Genomic DNA, 14,720 nt, shown 5'->3' with positions numbered 1-14,720 from the left:
GGCGGAATGGGGTCACGGGCGGGTTGTAGAGCGCCCGCGCCGCCGATCAATTACAAAGGCCGCCGCCCGCGGCGCATCGGCGTTCGCCGATCCCGGATGCCCACGCTATAACCCATGGGGCGACGATCTCCGCCGCGCTCAGAACAGGCCGCGATGCCCGAAACGCTCCTCGACGTTCAGGACCTGTCGGTCGCCTTCCGCTCGCGGGAGCGCGAGACCCGCGCCGTCGATCGCGTCAGCTTCAGTATCGCCCCCGGCGAGACCCTCGCCCTCGTCGGCGAATCCGGCTCGGGCAAGTCGGTCACCGCCCTCTCGATCCTGCGCCTCCTCGACGGCAGCGCCTACCATCCCGGCGGCCGCATCCTGTTCAAGGGCGCGGACCTGCTGACCCTGCCGGAGAAGCGCCTCCGGGGCATCCGCGGCGCCGACATCACCATGGTGTTCCAGGAGCCGATGACCTCGCTGAACCCGCTGCATACCATCCAGCGGCAGATCGGCGAGGTGCTGGAGGTGCATCGCGGCCTGTCGGGCCGCAAGGCGCGGGCGCGCATCCTCGAACTGCTCGAACTCGTCGGCCTGCGTGATGCCGAGCGGCGCCTCAACGCCTACCCGCACGAGCTCTCGGGCGGCCAGCGCCAGCGCGTCATGATCGCCATGGCGCTGGCCTGCGAGCCGGACCTCTTGGTGGCCGACGAGCCCACCACCGCCCTCGACGTGACGGTGCAGGCGCAGATCCTGACCCTGCTGGCCGACCTGCAGAAGCGCCTCGGCATGGCGATGCTGTTCATCACCCACGACCTCGGCATCGTGCAGCGCATCGCCGACACCGTCTGCGTCATGCTCGCCGGCCGCATCGTGGAAGCCGGCCCGGTGGCGGAGATCTTCGCCCGGCCGCAGCACGACTACACCCGCCGCCTCCTGGCCTCGGAGCCGAAGGGCCGGGCCAACCCGGTGCCGGCGGATGCCGCGCACCTGCTGGAGGCCGGCCCCCTCAAGGTCTGGTTCCCGATCCGCGAGGGCTGGCTCCGCCGGACCACCAGCCACGTGAAGGCGGTGGACGGCGTCTCCCTGCGGGTCCGGGCCGGCGAGACCGTCGGCGTCGTTGGCGAATCCGGCTCGGGCAAGACCACCCTCGGCCTCGCGCTGCTGCGCCTGACCGGATGCGAGGGGCCGATCGTCTTCCTCGGCCGCTCCATCGCCGGCCTTCCGCCCGCCGCGATGCGGCCGGTCCGCCGCGACATGCAGGTGGTCTTCCAGGACCCCTACGGCTCGCTCTCGCCGCGCATGACGGTGGCCGACATCGTCGCCGAGGGGCTGGTGGTGCAGGGCGCGGTCAGGAACCGGGCCGAGCGGGAGGCGGTGGTCGCCAAGGCGCTCACCGATGTCGGCCTCGATCCGGCGACCATGAACCGCTACCCGCACGAATTCTCCGGCGGGCAACGCCAGCGCATCGCCATCGCCCGCGCCATCGTGCTCAAGCCGAAATTCGTCGTCCTCGACGAGCCGACCTCGGCCCTCGATCGCTCGGTCCAGGCCCAGATCGTCACGCTCCTGCGCGATCTCCAGCGGGAGCGCGGCCTCGCCTACCTGTTTATCAGCCACGACCTGAAGGTGGTCCGGGCACTGGCGAACTACGTCCTGGTGATGCAGAACGGCCGCGTGGTCGAGGAAGGCCCGGCCGAGGCGATCTTCGCCGCGCCGAAAACCGCCTACACCCAGGCCCTGTTCGCCGCCGCCTTCGATCTCCAGAGCGACGCCGTCGCCGACCCGATCCCGGCCTGAGCGGGAAGCCCCATGGCACGCGCCTTCCTCATCGTGCTCGATTCCGTTGGCATCGGCGGCGCCCCGGATGCCGAGCGCTACGGCGATGCCGGGTCCGACACGGTCGGGCACATCGCCCGTGCCTGCGCCGAAGGCCGCGCCGACCGGGAGGGCCTTCGGCAGGGTCCGCTGGCCCTCCCGAACCTCGCCCGCCTCGGCCTCGGCCTGGCGGCGAAGGGCGCCACCGGAACGGTGCCGCCGGGCCTCGCCTTCACCGGGGCGCCGGCCGGGGCCTATGGCCACGCGGTCGAGACCGCCGCCGGCAAGGACACGCCCTCGGGCCATTGGGAGATCACCGGCGTTCCGGTCTTGGAGCCCTGGGGCTACTTTCCCGTGGCGGTCCCGACCTTCCCGGACGAACTCACGCGGGCGCTGATCGCGCAGGCCGGCCTGCCCGGCATCCTCGGCAACCGCCACGCCGCCGGCGTCGCGATCATCGACGACCTGGGCGCCGAGCACGTCCGGACGGGCATGCCGATCTGCTACACCTCCGCCGACAGCGTCTTCCAGATCGCCGCGCACGAGGAGCGCTTCGGTCTGGAGCGCCTCTACGCAACCTGCCGGATCGCCCGCGCGCTCTGCGACGCCTACCGGGTCGGCCGGGTCATCGCCCGTCCCTTCGCCGGCAGCGCCGCGGAGGGATTCCGACGCACCGCCAACCGCAAGGACTACGCGGTGGAGCCCCCGGGCCGGACCCTGCTGGACGTGCTGGACGGCGCCGGCCGCAGCGTCGTAAGCGTCGGCAAGATCGGCGACATCTACGCCCATCGGGCGACGGGCCGGGAGATCAAGCCCGGCGGCAACGCCGCCTGCCTCGATGCGGCCCTCGCGGCCTTCGCGGGCCTGCCGGAGGGCGGTCTCGTCTTCCTCAACCTCGTGGATTTCGACACCGAGTACGGCCACCGCCGGGACGTGCCGGGCTACGCCGCCGAACTCGAGCGCTTCGATGCCCGCCTGCCCGAGATCCGGGACATCCTCCGCCCCGGCGATCTCTGCGTGATCACCGCGGACCACGGCAACGACCCGACCTGGGCCGGGACCGAGCACACCCGCGAACAGGTTCCCGTGTTGGCCTTCGGCCCCGGCCTCGCGCCCGGACCCATCGGCCGGCGCGAGAGTTTCGCCGATATCGGCGCGACCCTGGCGCACCACCTCGGGGTGGCGCGGCTCGATGCCGGGACATCCTGGCTCTGACGGACGACGAGGGGACCATCATGAGGGACGACGACGACCGCCCGACACGGCAGGCGATCGCGCACCGGGTCGGCGAACCGCTCGACACCTTGTCGGTCGAGGATCTGGAGGAACGGATCGCGCTCCTGCGCACCGAGCTCGAGCGCCTGGAGGCGGCGCGACTCGCCAAGAAGGAGGCGCTCGAGCGGGCGGGTTCGCTGTTTCGCCTGTGACGGCGCGGGGCCGAATGAGCAGGCTCGAAGGACTTGATATGAAGGATTCGTGACAAATCCCGCGTTACGGCGAAGGAATCTTCACTCTCCCCCAAATGGGGGATGAACCCCCCGCGCCCCCGCGCTTCAATGTCGCAGCGATCAAGCAGCGAGGGTGGTCATGCTCGAGAAGTGGACGATGGCACCGTGGATGCGCCGGCGGCTCGCGCGACACGTGGAGCGCGGGACCAGCGATCGGGTGATCGCATGCCTGATCAGTCCGGCACCGGCGGCGTTTCCGGGCCCGGGTCTGCAAGACCGGCCCCTGCCGGGTCAGATTTCCCCCGCCCGACGCCTGTCCGACGCGACGCCGACCGACGAGGTCTTGCCCGGCGAAGTCCGGCAGGTCCCCGATCTCGGCGATCCGTCCGCCCGGTACGATCTCTCGAACGTCATCCTGTTCCGCGCCCTCGCGGCCCCACGCCCCGGCGTTCAGAACGCGCGCTGAAGACTTCGACCTTTGCAGGAGGTGGAGGTCACCGCATCAGGCTGAAGCCGGAGATCAGGCGCGCCAGGTCGACCTGGCGGGTGACGCCGGTCTTGGCGAAGATCGCCTTGACCTGGCTGCGGATGGTTTCCTGGGCCACGCTCTGCTGCGTGGCGAGGATCGAGATGGTGGCGCCGTCCGCGATGCCCCGGGCGATGCGCGCCTCGGCGGCGGTGAGGTCGAACAGCCCCGCCAGGAGCTCGGTGCCGGGCACCGGGCGCGGCAGGACCGGCGCGGCGACCATCAGCAACGTACCGCCACCGAAGACGTCCTGGGCGAGGCCGCGCATGGGCAGCAGGTGCATGACCATTGCGGGATCGTCGCCATCCGCCGGGATCGGAATCGACCGCGCCGCCTGCGCCCGCGGCCCGGCGATCACGTCCGCCAGCAGCGCGTCGGCTCCCGGATGGGCGAGGCTCACCCGCTCGCGATGATCCCGCACCACGCGCGGGACGAGACCGGCGAAGCCCGCATTGCGGTCGTGCAGGCGCCCGTTGGCGGACAGCACCGCCGCGGGCAGGCCCATCACCTCCAGGGCGGTCACGGCCGCCCGCGCCCGTTCCAGCTTCAGCCGCGCCGAGACCAGCGCCGCCCGGCCGAGATGCGGGCGGAGGGTATCCAGACTCCCGGTCGCCGCCTGGGGCACCGGCCCGTCGGCGTAGCGGCGCTCGATGCTGAAGATCAGCGTGTCTCCGGTGCTGAGCGGGCAGGCGGTGGCGGCGCCCCAGCCCAGGCCGCGCGGACGCAGGAACTGCTGGATCAGCACGTCCTGCTCCAGCTCCTCCGCGGTGTACACGTCCGCCTCGCGGATGAAGCCGGCATGCCGGGCGCCGAGGAGCTTGGCCGTCCGCTGTCCGGCGCTGGCCCAGCCGCCGGAGGCGAAATCCGCCATGACCTGATCGAGGGATTCCGAATTGATCCAGCGGTGCGATTCGAGGTCGGCGGCGATCAGCACGGTGCCCTGGGCCCCGGCGATCTGCGCCAGACGGTCGAGGACCGTCGGCCACAGCTCGGGCAGCACCGCGGCCTCGTAGATCAGGTCCGTCAGGGCCTCGAACTCGTCCTGGCCCGATCGATCCCTCATCGATCCCCCGCGGCCCGCATCCACATGTTTCTGAATCGTAAATACCATTTTCTGTATCGTAAATACCATGCGTTGAACGCGAGGCTTGCGGCAAGATGCCCGGCGGCAAATTCACGTGATCTCACCGGCGGATACGGCGATCGGAGGGTCCCACGGCGCCGGGCCGGTTCGACATGCACCGGCGGACGATCGGCGGGAGACCGACCTGCGACCGGCGGGGCGCGCGAAAGCCTGCCCCTTCGTGCTAGGGGAGGAGCCGATTGGGGGAACCTTGAGCCTGTCCGGCCGGTCATGTCGACGCGGAGCGGGGGCGAGGAGTTTGGCGTGCGGCACTGGCGCGAAGGACCGGGCGACCGGCGGAGCTACCACCACGGCAACCTCAAGGAGGCGCTGATCGAGGCCGCGCGCCGCTTCATCGCCGAGCGCGGGATCGGCGGCTTCACCCTGGTGGACGCCGCGCGCCTGGTCGGCGTCACGCCCGCCGCCCTCTACCGCCACTTCCGCGGCCGGGAGGCCCTGCTCGAGGAAGTCGCCGGCCGGGGCTTCGCCGACCTCGCCGAGCGCCTCGCCCGGGCGCTGACCGCGAAGGGCACGCCGCTCGAGCGCTTCACCCGGATGGGCGAGGCCTACCTCGCCTTCGCCGAGGAGGAGCCGGGCTACTACGCGGCGATCTTCGAGACCCGCGGCCTCGCCGCCGCCGTGCCGAACGAGGTCGCGAGCCCTCGGCCGAGCCCGTTCGACCTCCTCGTCGAGGCGCTGCAATCGACCTTCCCCGAGGGGTTCGGCGGCGCGCCGCCGCGCTTCATCGCCCTGGAGGTCTGGGCGCTGGCGCACGGCCTCGCCACCCTGTCCGCCTCCGGACACCTGCCGAGGGCGGCCGGGATGCCGGACAAGTACGAACTCCTGCGCGCCGGGGTGCTCGCCCTCGTGCACGGCGCGGCGAGCGGCGGCCGCCCGCGCGAATAAGGACCGGCGGCCGGCGAGCCCTCGGGCCAGGGACCCCTTGAAAGCGCGCCCGACCATCCGCAAGTGAATGTCGTTCACATTTACATCGGAGCCGTGAGCCGTGAGCTTCTCTTCCTCCCCCTTCACCACCGGGAAGGTCTGCCGTAGCGGCCCCTTCCCCAAGCGGTCCCTGGAAATCGGCGCGATCGTCGTCGCGTTCGTCTACTGGTGGCCCCTGGCGGCCGCCTACATAGCCTGGAAGGTCGCGGGCTATCCCGCGCTCAGCGAGCTGCGGGGCTTTGCCGGCCGCGGCCTCTCATGGAACGCGGGCGCCACGCGCTCGCGCTTCGCCGCGGCCTTCGAGGCCGCCAACGGCGGCGGCATCACGGGCAACCGCGCCTTCGACGAGTACCGCCGGAGCGAACTCGAGCGGCTCGACGCCCAGCGCCGCGCCCTGCAGGAAGAGAGCCGCGCCTTCGCCGAATTCGTCGAGGAGCTGAAGCGGGCCAAGGACCGCGAACAGTTCGACGCCTTCATGCAGAAGCGCCGCAGCGCGGACACCACCCGCTCGGTCTGAGCGACGGCTCCGCACCCCTTCGACACGCGGGCTTCCGGCGTCACGCCGGGAGCCCTTTTTCGTGGGCGAGACCGGAGCGAACACCCTCGCTCGGGCTGCCGCGATGCTCTAGAAAACCGGTCCCGGTCTTGCCTCGGTCTCCCCGCGCCCTGGATCGGACCTCGGCTTCATGGAGATCAGCGATGCAGGCACCCGCCGCGACCGTCCGGGTGGTGGATCACCCCCTCGTGCAGCACAAGCTGACCCTGCTGCGCCAGCGCGAGCGCTCCACCAAGGGCTTCCGCCAGATCCTCAACGAGATCGGCATGCTGCTGGCCTACGAGGTCACCCGCGACCTGCCGCTCGAGACCGTGACCATCGAGACGCCGATCCAGTCGATGGAGGCGCCGCAGATCGCGGGCAAGAAGCTCGTCCTGGCGCCGATCCTGCGCGCCGGCGTCGGCTTCCTCGACGGCATGCTGTCCCTGGTGCCGTCCGCCCGGGTGGCGCATGTGGGGCTGTACCGCGATCCCGAGACGCTGGAGGCGGTGGAATACTACTTCAAGGCGCCCTCCGACCTCGTGGACCGGACGGTGCTGGTCCTCGACCCGATGCTGGCGACGGCGAACTCCGCGGTGGCGGCGATCAACCTGTTGAAGCAGCGCGGGGCGCAGGACCTGCGCTTCGTCTGCCTGCTCGCGGCTCCCGAGGGGATCGCCCGCCTGCAGGCGGCCCATCCCGACGTGCCGGTCTGGACCGCCGCCATCGACAGCCATCTCAACGACCACGGCTACATCGTGCCGGGCCTCGGCGATGCGGGCGACCGGATGTACGGCACCCGCTGAGGCCGTCGCCCGCACGGCACGACCTTGCCAAGCGCCCGACGGGCGGCACATGACGGGGCATCCAGGAGGAGACCCCGATGACGACCAGCCTGCCCGAGACCATGCGACAGATCCGCTTCACCGGGGCCGGCGGGCCGGACGTGCTCGCCCTCGAGACGGTGCCGCTGCCGCAGCCCGGGCCCGGTCAGGTCCTGATCGAGGTCGTGGCGGCCGGCATCAACCGGCCCGACATCCAGCAGCGCGAGGGCAAGTATCCGCCGCCGAAGGGCGCCACGGAGATCCCGGGCCTCGAAGTCGCCGGCCGCATCGTCGGCCTCGGCGAGGGTGTATCCGGCGTCTCGGTCGGCGACGAGGTCTGCGCCCTGGTGATCAGCGGCGGCTATGCCGAGTTCGCCGTGGCGGAGATCGGCCAGTGCCTGCCCAAGCCGTCCTCGCTCTCGCTGGTGGAGGCCGGCGGCCTGCCGGAGAACTACTTCACCGTCTACAGCACCGTGATCGAGCGCGGCCGCCTGAAGGCCGGCGAGGCCTTCCTCGTCCATGGCGGATCGAGCGGCATCGGCTCGACCGCGATCCAGATCGCCAGGCACCACGGCGCCCGCGTCTTCGCCACCGCCGGCTCGGCCGAGAAGTGCGACTTCTGCCGCGAGCTCGGTGCCGAGGCCGCGATCAACTATCGCGAGGCCGACTTCGTCGAGGAGGTGAAGCGGCTCACCGACGGCAACGGCGTCGACGTGATCCTGGACATGGTCGGCGCGCCCTACCTCGCCAAGAACCTCTCGGCACTCGCGATCGAGGGCCGCCTCGTGCAGATCGCCTTCATGCAGGGCTACAAGGTCGACGCCTTCAGCATGACGCCGATCATGATGAAGCGCCTGACCTTCACCGGCGCGACGCTCCGGGCCCGGCCCAAGGCCGAGAAGGCGGCGATCGCCGAGGGCCTCGCCCGCGAGGTCTGGCCGCTGCTGGAGGCCGGTACCATCCGGCCGGTGATCCACGCCACCTTCCCGCTGGAGGAGGCGCGCAAGGCCCACGAACTCATGGAATCCAGCGCCCATCTCGGCAAGATCATGCTCGTCACCGGCCGCTGAGGCCGGACCTCGGCGGGAACTCCGCTCTCGACCGTCGCGTTTCAGACCCGAGCAAGACTCACGAGGCCGTGTCTCCGAACCGGTGCTCGGGTCGAAACAGCGGTCCTCGGGACCGTTCAAGCGAGGATCGCATGGCAGAGAATCTACACGGTCAGGAAGCCCGGCAGGGCAAGCGCGGCAAGCCGGTGCTCTACGTCCTCGTGGCCAGCTTGGTGCTGCTCGCGATCGCGATCACCGGCCTGATGACTTGGCAGGGCGCGAATTCCCCGAAGGACTATGCCAGCCAGAGCCAGGACGCTTCCCGCCAGGAAGTCACCGGCTCCGTGAAGGGCAGCTCGAACGCCACGTCGTCGTCGAACACCGGTTCGGTGCCGACCGCGAACCCGGCCTATCCGAGCCCGGCCCAGCCGGCCGCCAACGGCAACAAGCCGTAAGAACGATCTCCGTGCCGGTCCGCCTCAGCGGGTCGGCACGGGCGTCTCGCCGCGGTAGTCGTAGAAGCCGCGCTTGGATTTGCGTCCGAGCCAGCCGGCCTCGACATACTTCACGAGGAGCGGACAGGGCCGGTACTTCGAATCGGCCAGTCCCTCGTAGAGCACCTGCATCACCGACAGGCAGGTATCGAGGCCGATGAAGTCGGCGAGCTGCAGCGGACCCATCGGGTGGTTCGCTCCGAGCCGCATCGCGGTGTCGATGGATTCCACCGAGCCGACGCCCTCGTAGAGGGTGTAGATCGCCTCGTTGATCATCGGCAGCAGGATGCGGTTGACGATGAAGGCCGGGAAATCCTCCGACATCGTCGAGATCTTGCCGAGCTTGGCGATGAAGGCCTTCGCGGATTCGTAGGTCGGATCTTCCGTGGCGATGCCGCGGATCAGCTCCACGAGCTGCATCACCGGCACGGGGTTCATGAAGTGGATGCCGATGAAGCGCTCCGGCCGGTCGGTGGAGGCGGCCAGCCGCGTGATCGAGATCGACGAGGTGTTGGTGGCGATCAGCGCATCCGGGCGCAGCGACGCGCAGAGCGTGCTGAAGATCTGGCGCTTAGTCGATTCGTCCTCGGTCGCCGCCTCGATGACGAGGTCGCAGGGCGCCAGATCGTCGAAGGTCTCGGCCGCGACGATGCGGGAGACGGCCGTGCGGCGCTGGTCGTCCGCGATGGTGCCCTTCGCGACCTGACGCGCGAGGTTGCCGTCCACCGTGGCCAAGCCGTTGTGGATGCGGGCCGGGTCGCGGTCGTTCAGGCGGACGTCGAGCCCCGCCATGGCGCAGACATGGGCGATGCCGCTGCCCATCTGCCCCGCACCGATGATGCCGACCGTCCTGATATCGATGCCCATCGTCTGCACTCGCACCTTGGGGCGGCCCTCCGTCGCGATCCGGGCCCCCCGCCCGGACGCCGAGCGCGCCCGCCTCGCTTATAACGTCCTGCGGCGGCAGCGTCCTAGAGCAATTCCATCATTTCGAGGACGTGGTCCAGGCGGGATCGGCCGGCGCACGCGCGCGCACCGGCCGGGTCCGGCGTGCCGGATCAGCCCTTCGCCTTGGTGATCTCGGCCTGCAGCTCGGGGACGATCTGGAACAGGTCGCCGACGAGGCCGTAATCCGCCACCTGGAAGATCGGGGCGTCCTCGTCCTTGTTGATGGCGACGATGACCTTGGAGTCCTTCATGCCGGCGAGGTGCTGGATCGCGCCGGAGATGCCGACCGCGACGTAGAGCTCGGGCGCCACGACCTTGCCGGTCTGGCCGACCTGCCAGTCGTTCGGGGCGTAGCCGGCATCCACGGCGGCGCGCGAGGCGCCGACCGCGGCGCCGAGGCTGTCGGCCAAGGGCTCGATGAGCTCCTTGAACTTGTCGGAGGAGCCGAGCGACCGGCCGCCCGAGACGATGATCTTGGCAGCCGCCAGCTCCGGACGGTCGGACTTGGCGATCTCTTCGCCCTTGAAGCTCGACTTGCCCGAGGAGGCGGCCGCCTGGACCGGCTCGATCGAGGCCGCCGCGCCGCCCTCGCCGGCGGGCTTGAAGGCCGCCATGCGGACGGTGATCACCTTCTTGCCGGCCCCGGCCTGCACGGTCTGGATCGCGTTGCCGGCGTAGATCGGACGCTCGAAGGTATCGGGCGAGACGACGGCGATGATGTCGGAGATCTGCGCCACGTCGAGGAGGGCGGCCACGCGGGGCAGCACGTTCTTGCCGGTGGTGGAGGCCGCCGCGACGAGGACGTCGTAGGGCTCGGCCAGGGCGACCAGCAGGGCGGCGGTCGGCTCCGCGAGGAGGTGGTCGTAGGCGGCGTCCTCGGCCAGCAGCACCTTCTCGACCCCGTCGAGGCGGGCGGCGGCCTCGGCGGCGGGGCGGCTCCCGGCGCCGGCCACGAGGGCGTGCACGGGACCGCCGAGGGCGACGGCGGCCGTCAGGGCCTTGAGGCTGGCGTCGCGGACCGCGCCGTTGTCGTGCTCGATGAGAAGAAGGGTGGCCATGGTGTGCGAACCTCGAAATCGATCAGCAGGAGGGTCCCGGACCCCGTCTCACCCGCCGCGGCAAACGCGGCGGGCGCTCGAAACCGTCGGATGGGCGGGGCCTCAGAGGACCCCGGCCTCGCCCTTCAGCTTCTGCACGAGTTCGGCCGGGGACCCGACCTTGATGCCGGCCTTGCGCCCGGCCGGCTCCACCGTCTTGAGCACGGTGACACGGGGGGTCACGTCGACGCCCAGCGCATCGGGGGCCAGCTCCTCGAGGGGCTTCTTCTTGGCCTTCATGATGTTGGGCAGCGAGGCGTAGCGCGGCTCGTTGAGGCGCAGGTCGGTGGTGACGATGGCCGGCAGGGTCAGCGTCACGGTCTGGAGCCCGCCGTCGATCTCGCGGGTCACGTCGATCGAGCCCTCGCCGAACTCCACCTTGAAGGCGAAGGTGCCCTGGGGCCAGTCGAGAAGCGCGGCGAGCATCTGGCCGGTCTGGTTCGAATCGTCGTCGATGGCCTGCTTGCCGAGGATGACGAGGCCGGGGGCCTCCTTCTCCACGATCGCCTTGAGGATCTTGGCCACGGCCAGCGGCTCGACCACGCCGTCGGTCTTCACCAGGATCGCCCGGTCGGCGCCCATGGCCAGCGCGGTGCGAAGCGTCTCCTGCGCCTGCTGCGGACCGATGGAGACGGCGACGATCTCGGTGACCTTGCCCTTCTCCTTGAGCCGGATCGCCTCTTCGACGGCGATCTCGTCGAAGGGGTTCATCGACATCTTGACGTTGGCGAGATCCACGCCGGAACCGTCGGCCTTGACCCGGATCTTGACGTTGTAATCGACGACCCGCTTGACGGGCACCAGAACCTTCATGGCGTTCACAATCCTCCGCGCGGATAATGTTCTTCGACCCGGCCGGCGCGGCGCGCGAAGGACCCCCGGGACAACCGGAGGTCCAGAACCCTGGTCTTTGAGGCGGCGGACCGTAACGGCCTCATTTCCGCCTTGTCAACGCGCCCCGCGGCCGCCCGCCCCGGCACCGGTCCGCCATCCCGGCCCGCCGGCGTCGCGGCCCGGGCTGCGCCCCCGGCTGGTATTTCGGATGCCTGGATCTCAGCGGTTCTTGCCCGGCACCCAGAGCACGTCGTCGGCGCCGTTGGCGTTGGCGGTCCGGCTCGCCACGAAGAGGAAATCCGAGAGCCGGTTCAGGTATTGCAGGGCCTCGGGCGAGACGATCTCGCCCTCGGTGGCGGCCAGGGCCACGGCGAGCCGCTCGGCCCGCCGGCACACCGTCCGGGCGAGGTGGAGGGCGGCCGAGGCCGGCGAGCCCCCGGGCAGCACGAAGGATTTCAGGGGCGACAGGTCGGCGTTGAGGGAGTCGATGTCGCGCTCCAGCCGCTGCACCTGCGCGGCGACGATCCGCAGCGGCTCGTATTTCGGCGGCTCGGCGCTCTCCGGCGTCGCCAGGTCGGCGCCGAGGTCGAAGAGGTCGTTCTGGATCGCGCCCAGCATCGCGTCGAGAGGCGGGTCGGCATGCAGCCGGACGAGGCCGATGCAGGCATTGGTCTCGTCGACGGTGCCGTAGGTCTCGATCCGCAGATCCGCCTTGGAGCGCCGCTCGCCGCTGGCGAGCGCGGTCGATCCCTTGTCGCCGGTGCGGGTGTAGATGCGGTTGAGGGTGACCACGATGGTGTCCGATCCTGAGCGGGGCTGGCGGGCCGGTCCTGGCGAGCGAGGCCGGTTGGAACGGGAACCTAGCGCAGTTCGGCGCCGCTGGGAGTCGCCCGGACAGCGGAAGGGCCGGCCCCGCCTCGGCGGAACCGGCCCTTACAGGGCGACGGACGCTGCGGGCGCAGCGAACTCAGAAAGTGTAGCCGAGCTTGCCGCCGAAATTGGTCAGGCCGCGATTGTTCGCGCATAGGCCGGCATTCGACATGTGCTCGACGGTCGCCATGATGCTCCAGTGCTCGGTGAGCCGGAAGCCGAGGGCGGCGGCCTCGCGGAACAGCGGGTTGCAGCCCAGCGTGTTGAACCCGGCCGGGGCCGTGGGCTTGGGACCGGTATAGCCGTTATGGGCGCCGGCGCCGAAGAAGCCCTCGAGGAACACGATGTTGTTCAGGGTCTGCGGGAAGAGATCCACGGTCCAGGTCGCGCCGATATAGGCGTAGCTGGTGCGGCCGCCGAAGTTGTAGCTGCCGCCGACCGTGGCGCGCGGCACGAAGGCCTGCCAGAACGGGTCGATGCTGACGAGCGGCTTGGCGAACAGGATCTCGCCGTTGATGTTGTTCGTGTTGTGCTCGGCGCTGCCGGGGTCCTGCACGGCACCGCCGATGCGGACCTCGGAGACGATGCTCAGGGGCTTCACCGGGCTGACATAGGCGGCCGGGGACGCGGACGGGAAGTCGGCGGCCTGGACCGGCATGGCCGTGGCGAGCACGGCGGCAGCAGCGGCGAGGCGGAACGGGTGGGAATGCATCGTGACGGTTCCGGTTTGACCGAACGTCTCTAGCATGCCCGCCCGCGGCACCGGCAGGCGTCCGGACCCTTCGGGACAGCGATAGCTGTGCGGTGAGACCTCCGGGCCACACCCACGTTTGTACCGAAGCGCGTCAGGCCGAAGGCGCGGGCGCCATCGCCCCGGTCTCGCCCTGCCGGTGCCAGACGTTCCAGCACAGCAGCGCGACCGGCGCGCCGATCACCGAGGTCGCCACGAAGAACCAGGCGAAGCCCGAGCACGATCGAGGCGAAGGCGTAGGCGAAGCTGTCGATGCTGACCGCGATGGCGAAGGTCCAGAACGCGCTGCCGCCGGCGCCGCCGTGGAACGCCAGGTAGGCGAGGCTGAGATGGAAGGCCGAGCCGAACACGGGGCCGGTCAGCAGGCTCGCCATCATGCCGATCCGCGGAACGACGTGGCCGGCGAGCAGGGTGCCGGCGAGGGGGACCCCGAAACCGAACAGCTTGGTGACCGTTGCGATGTCGGTGTTCTGGTCCCCAGGGTCTCGAACAGGGGCATCGCCATGGCGCTGGCGACGTAGCCGGGCCTGCGGAAGCCCGCCACCATCGGCAGGATCGGGATCGCCAGCGGCCCGAGGCGGCGGACGAGGTCGCGGATCGGCGCCACGATGGTCTCGACGAAGCCGGGATGGTCGTGCCTCGCGGTCCGATCGGACTCGGGCTCGGATGCGAGCAGGGCGGCGATCACCCCGGGCGCCATCGCGCCCACCATGCAGAGATAGGCCACCCGCCAGCCATAGGCGTCGGCGAGGTAGAGGGCACCGCCCCCCGTCATGAGGTTGCCGATGCGCCAGCCGTCGACGACCACGTCCTGCGTCGCCGCGGCAAAGCCCAGCGCCAGCGAGAACACGATGGTCCAGGCGAGCCAATGGCCCGGGTCGCCGAAGGCGATGCCGGCCAGCGCCAGCATCACGCCGAGCTGCGAGACGATGATCCAGCCGCGGCGCCGACCAACCCGGCCGCTGACCAGCGGGGCGTCGTAGCGGTCGAGGAAGGAGCCCGGAGGAACTTGAACTTGCAGGCGAGGGTGGGCTCGCTCATCAGCCCCAGGATGCCGATGGGCACCTTGGCCTCCGACAGCCACGCCGATTGCGTGACCTAGACGAGGAGGAAGCGGATGCCCGAGCTGAAGCCCAGGCCCAGAATCGCCGCGACCCGCCGGTCGAGGACCGTTCTCAGGAACGACGCGGCGGGGATCGACGCGCGGTCAGGCCGAGCGCCACCACACCACCCCCATGATGAAGATGATCGCCAGGAACTGGAGCAGCACGCGCAGGCGCATGAGCTTCTGCGAGAGGTTGGCGCTGCCCCCGCGCATCATGTTGAACAGGCCGAGGAACAGGACCACCGCCACCGCGACGCAGGCGAGGAGCACGAGAGTGTTGGAGGAGATCACGGCGTCAGGTCTCGGGGGTGTCGGATCGGGGATCGGTCTCCCCCATATGGGCCCGTCCGGGGGAGGGGCCCATATGGGGG

General features: G+C 70.5%; 16 protein-coding genes and 1 pseudogene. 9 read left to right on the top strand and 8 right to left on the bottom strand.

Going from position 1 to position 14,720, the window contains the following annotated elements; all coding sequences use genetic code 11:
* Positions 1-153: 153 nt before the first annotated feature.
* From AC3WLN_RS21345 to AC3WLN_RS21330, 4 genes are all read left to right on the top strand, one after another.
* Positions 154-1,782, top strand: a complete 1,629-nt coding sequence (locus AC3WLN_RS21345) for an ABC transporter ATP-binding protein (protein ID WP_492484622.1) — start codon at positions 154-156, stop codon at positions 1,780-1,782.
* 12 nt (positions 1,783-1,794) lie between these two features.
* The gene (locus tag AC3WLN_RS21340) at positions 1,795-3,015 is read left to right on the top strand and encodes a phosphopentomutase (protein WP_492484620.1); all 1,221 of its coding nucleotides are present in this window, start codon (positions 1,795-1,797) and stop codon (positions 3,013-3,015) included.
* A gap of 20 nt (positions 3,016-3,035) precedes the next feature.
* Complete coding sequence (locus AC3WLN_RS21335; RefSeq protein WP_492484618.1) at positions 3,036-3,227, top strand: DUF1192 domain-containing protein; 192 nt, start codon at positions 3,036-3,038, stop codon at positions 3,225-3,227.
* 154 nt (positions 3,228-3,381) lie between these two features.
* Positions 3,382-3,714, top strand: coding sequence for a hypothetical protein (locus tag AC3WLN_RS21330; RefSeq protein ID WP_492484616.1), 333 nt, complete (start codon positions 3,382-3,384; stop codon positions 3,712-3,714).
* Between the two features lie 28 nt (positions 3,715-3,742).
* Here AC3WLN_RS21330 and AC3WLN_RS21325 read toward each other — a convergent pair whose 3' ends face one another.
* Positions 3,743-4,837, bottom strand: coding sequence for a helix-turn-helix transcriptional regulator (locus AC3WLN_RS21325; RefSeq protein ID WP_492484614.1), 1,095 nt, complete (start codon positions 4,835-4,837; stop codon positions 3,743-3,745).
* 324 nt (positions 4,838-5,161) lie between these two features.
* Here AC3WLN_RS21325 and AC3WLN_RS21320 point away from each other — a divergent pair, with 324 nt between their 5' ends.
* The 5 genes from AC3WLN_RS21320 to AC3WLN_RS21300 all read left to right on the top strand — a co-directional run bounded on the left by AC3WLN_RS21320 (position 5,162) and on the right by AC3WLN_RS21300 (position 8,705).
* Positions 5,162-5,803, top strand: a complete 642-nt coding sequence (locus tag AC3WLN_RS21320; protein WP_463780292.1) for a TetR/AcrR family transcriptional regulator — start codon at positions 5,162-5,164, stop codon at positions 5,801-5,803.
* Positions 5,804-5,903: 100 nt separating this feature from the next.
* Positions 5,904-6,359, top strand: coding sequence for a DUF2852 domain-containing protein (locus tag AC3WLN_RS21315; RefSeq protein ID WP_463775719.1), 456 nt, complete (start codon positions 5,904-5,906; stop codon positions 6,357-6,359).
* A 182-nt stretch (positions 6,360-6,541) separates the two neighbouring features.
* Positions 6,542-7,183 carry a uracil phosphoribosyltransferase gene (upp, locus tag AC3WLN_RS21310; RefSeq protein ID WP_492484611.1) on the top strand — a complete coding sequence of 214 codons (642 nt, stop codon included), beginning with the start codon at positions 6,542-6,544 and terminating at the stop codon, positions 7,181-7,183.
* 77 nt (positions 7,184-7,260) lie between these two features.
* A complete protein-coding gene (locus AC3WLN_RS21305) occupies positions 7,261-8,271 on the top strand; it encodes an NAD(P)H-quinone oxidoreductase (RefSeq protein WP_492484609.1) in 1,011 nt (336 codons plus the stop codon).
* A 131-nt stretch (positions 8,272-8,402) separates the two neighbouring features.
* Positions 8,403-8,705 (top strand): hypothetical protein, encoded by a 303-nt coding sequence (locus AC3WLN_RS21300; protein ID WP_492484607.1) that lies wholly within the window; start codon positions 8,403-8,405, stop codon positions 8,703-8,705.
* A 24-nt stretch (positions 8,706-8,729) separates the two neighbouring features.
* Here AC3WLN_RS21300 and AC3WLN_RS21295 read toward each other — a convergent pair whose 3' ends face one another.
* From AC3WLN_RS21295 to AC3WLN_RS21265, 7 genes and pseudogenes are all read right to left on the bottom strand, one after another.
* Positions 8,730-9,611, bottom strand: coding sequence for a 3-hydroxybutyryl-CoA dehydrogenase (locus AC3WLN_RS21295; protein WP_463775725.1), 882 nt, complete (start codon positions 9,609-9,611; stop codon positions 8,730-8,732).
* Positions 9,612-9,802: 191 nt separating this feature from the next.
* A complete protein-coding gene (locus AC3WLN_RS21290; protein ID WP_492484606.1) occupies positions 9,803-10,750 on the bottom strand; it encodes an electron transfer flavoprotein subunit alpha/FixB family protein in 948 nt (315 codons plus the stop codon).
* A gap of 102 nt (positions 10,751-10,852) precedes the next feature.
* Complete coding sequence (locus AC3WLN_RS21285) at positions 10,853-11,602, bottom strand: electron transfer flavoprotein subunit beta/FixA family protein (RefSeq protein ID WP_492484605.1); 750 nt, start codon at positions 11,600-11,602, stop codon at positions 10,853-10,855.
* A 240-nt stretch (positions 11,603-11,842) separates the two neighbouring features.
* Positions 11,843-12,415: a cob(I)yrinic acid a,c-diamide adenosyltransferase gene (locus tag AC3WLN_RS21280; RefSeq protein WP_492484604.1), complete on the bottom strand. Its 573-nt coding sequence runs from the start codon at positions 12,413-12,415 to the stop codon at positions 11,843-11,845.
* A gap of 175 nt (positions 12,416-12,590) precedes the next feature.
* Positions 12,591-13,205, bottom strand: a complete 615-nt coding sequence (locus AC3WLN_RS21275) for an acyloxyacyl hydrolase (RefSeq protein ID WP_492484603.1) — start codon at positions 13,203-13,205, stop codon at positions 12,591-12,593.
* A 133-nt stretch (positions 13,206-13,338) separates the two neighbouring features.
* A pseudogene (locus tag AC3WLN_RS21270) lies at positions 13,339-14,441 on the bottom strand (MFS transporter).
* Between the two features lie 10 nt (positions 14,442-14,451).
* On the bottom strand, positions 14,452-14,637 hold the full coding sequence (locus tag AC3WLN_RS21265) for a twin transmembrane helix small protein (protein WP_463780296.1): 186 nt from the start codon (positions 14,635-14,637) through the stop codon (positions 14,452-14,454).
* Positions 14,638-14,720 lie beyond the last annotated feature (83 nt).

It is taken from the genome of Methylobacterium sp. FW306-05-D, assembly GCF_058782155.1.
This window is presented reverse-complemented; position numbering and strand designations above follow the sequence as displayed.

Excerpts from the sequence above, each read along its gene's own strand:
- AC3WLN_RS21345 (WP_492484622.1), top strand. The coding sequence starts at position 154 with ATGCCCGAAACGCTCCTCGACGTTCAGGACCTGTCGGTCGCCTTCCGC.
- AC3WLN_RS21340 (WP_492484620.1), top strand. The coding sequence starts at position 1,795 with ATGGCACGCGCCTTCCTCATCGTGCTCGATTCCGTTGGCATCGGCGGC.
- AC3WLN_RS21335 (WP_492484618.1), top strand. The coding sequence starts at position 3,036 with ATGAGGGACGACGACGACCGCCCGACACGGCAGGCGATCGCGCACCGG.
- AC3WLN_RS21325 (WP_492484614.1), bottom strand. The coding sequence starts at position 4,837 with ATGAGGGATCGATCGGGCCAGGACGAGTTCGAGGCCCTGACGGACCTG.
- upp (WP_492484611.1), top strand. The coding sequence starts at position 6,542 with ATGCAGGCACCCGCCGCGACCGTCCGGGTGGTGGATCACCCCCTCGTG.
- AC3WLN_RS21305 (WP_492484609.1), top strand. The coding sequence starts at position 7,261 with ATGACGACCAGCCTGCCCGAGACCATGCGACAGATCCGCTTCACCGGG.
- AC3WLN_RS21300 (WP_492484607.1), top strand. The coding sequence starts at position 8,403 with ATGGCAGAGAATCTACACGGTCAGGAAGCCCGGCAGGGCAAGCGCGGC.
- AC3WLN_RS21295 (WP_463775725.1), bottom strand. The coding sequence starts at position 9,611 with ATGGGCATCGATATCAGGACGGTCGGCATCATCGGTGCGGGGCAGATG.
- AC3WLN_RS21290 (WP_492484606.1), bottom strand. The coding sequence starts at position 10,750 with ATGGCCACCCTTCTTCTCATCGAGCACGACAACGGCGCGGTCCGCGAC.
- AC3WLN_RS21285 (WP_492484605.1), bottom strand. The coding sequence starts at position 11,602 with ATGAAGGTTCTGGTGCCCGTCAAGCGGGTCGTCGATTACAACGTCAAG.
- AC3WLN_RS21275 (WP_492484603.1), bottom strand. The coding sequence starts at position 13,205 with ATGCATTCCCACCCGTTCCGCCTCGCCGCTGCTGCCGCCGTGCTCGCC.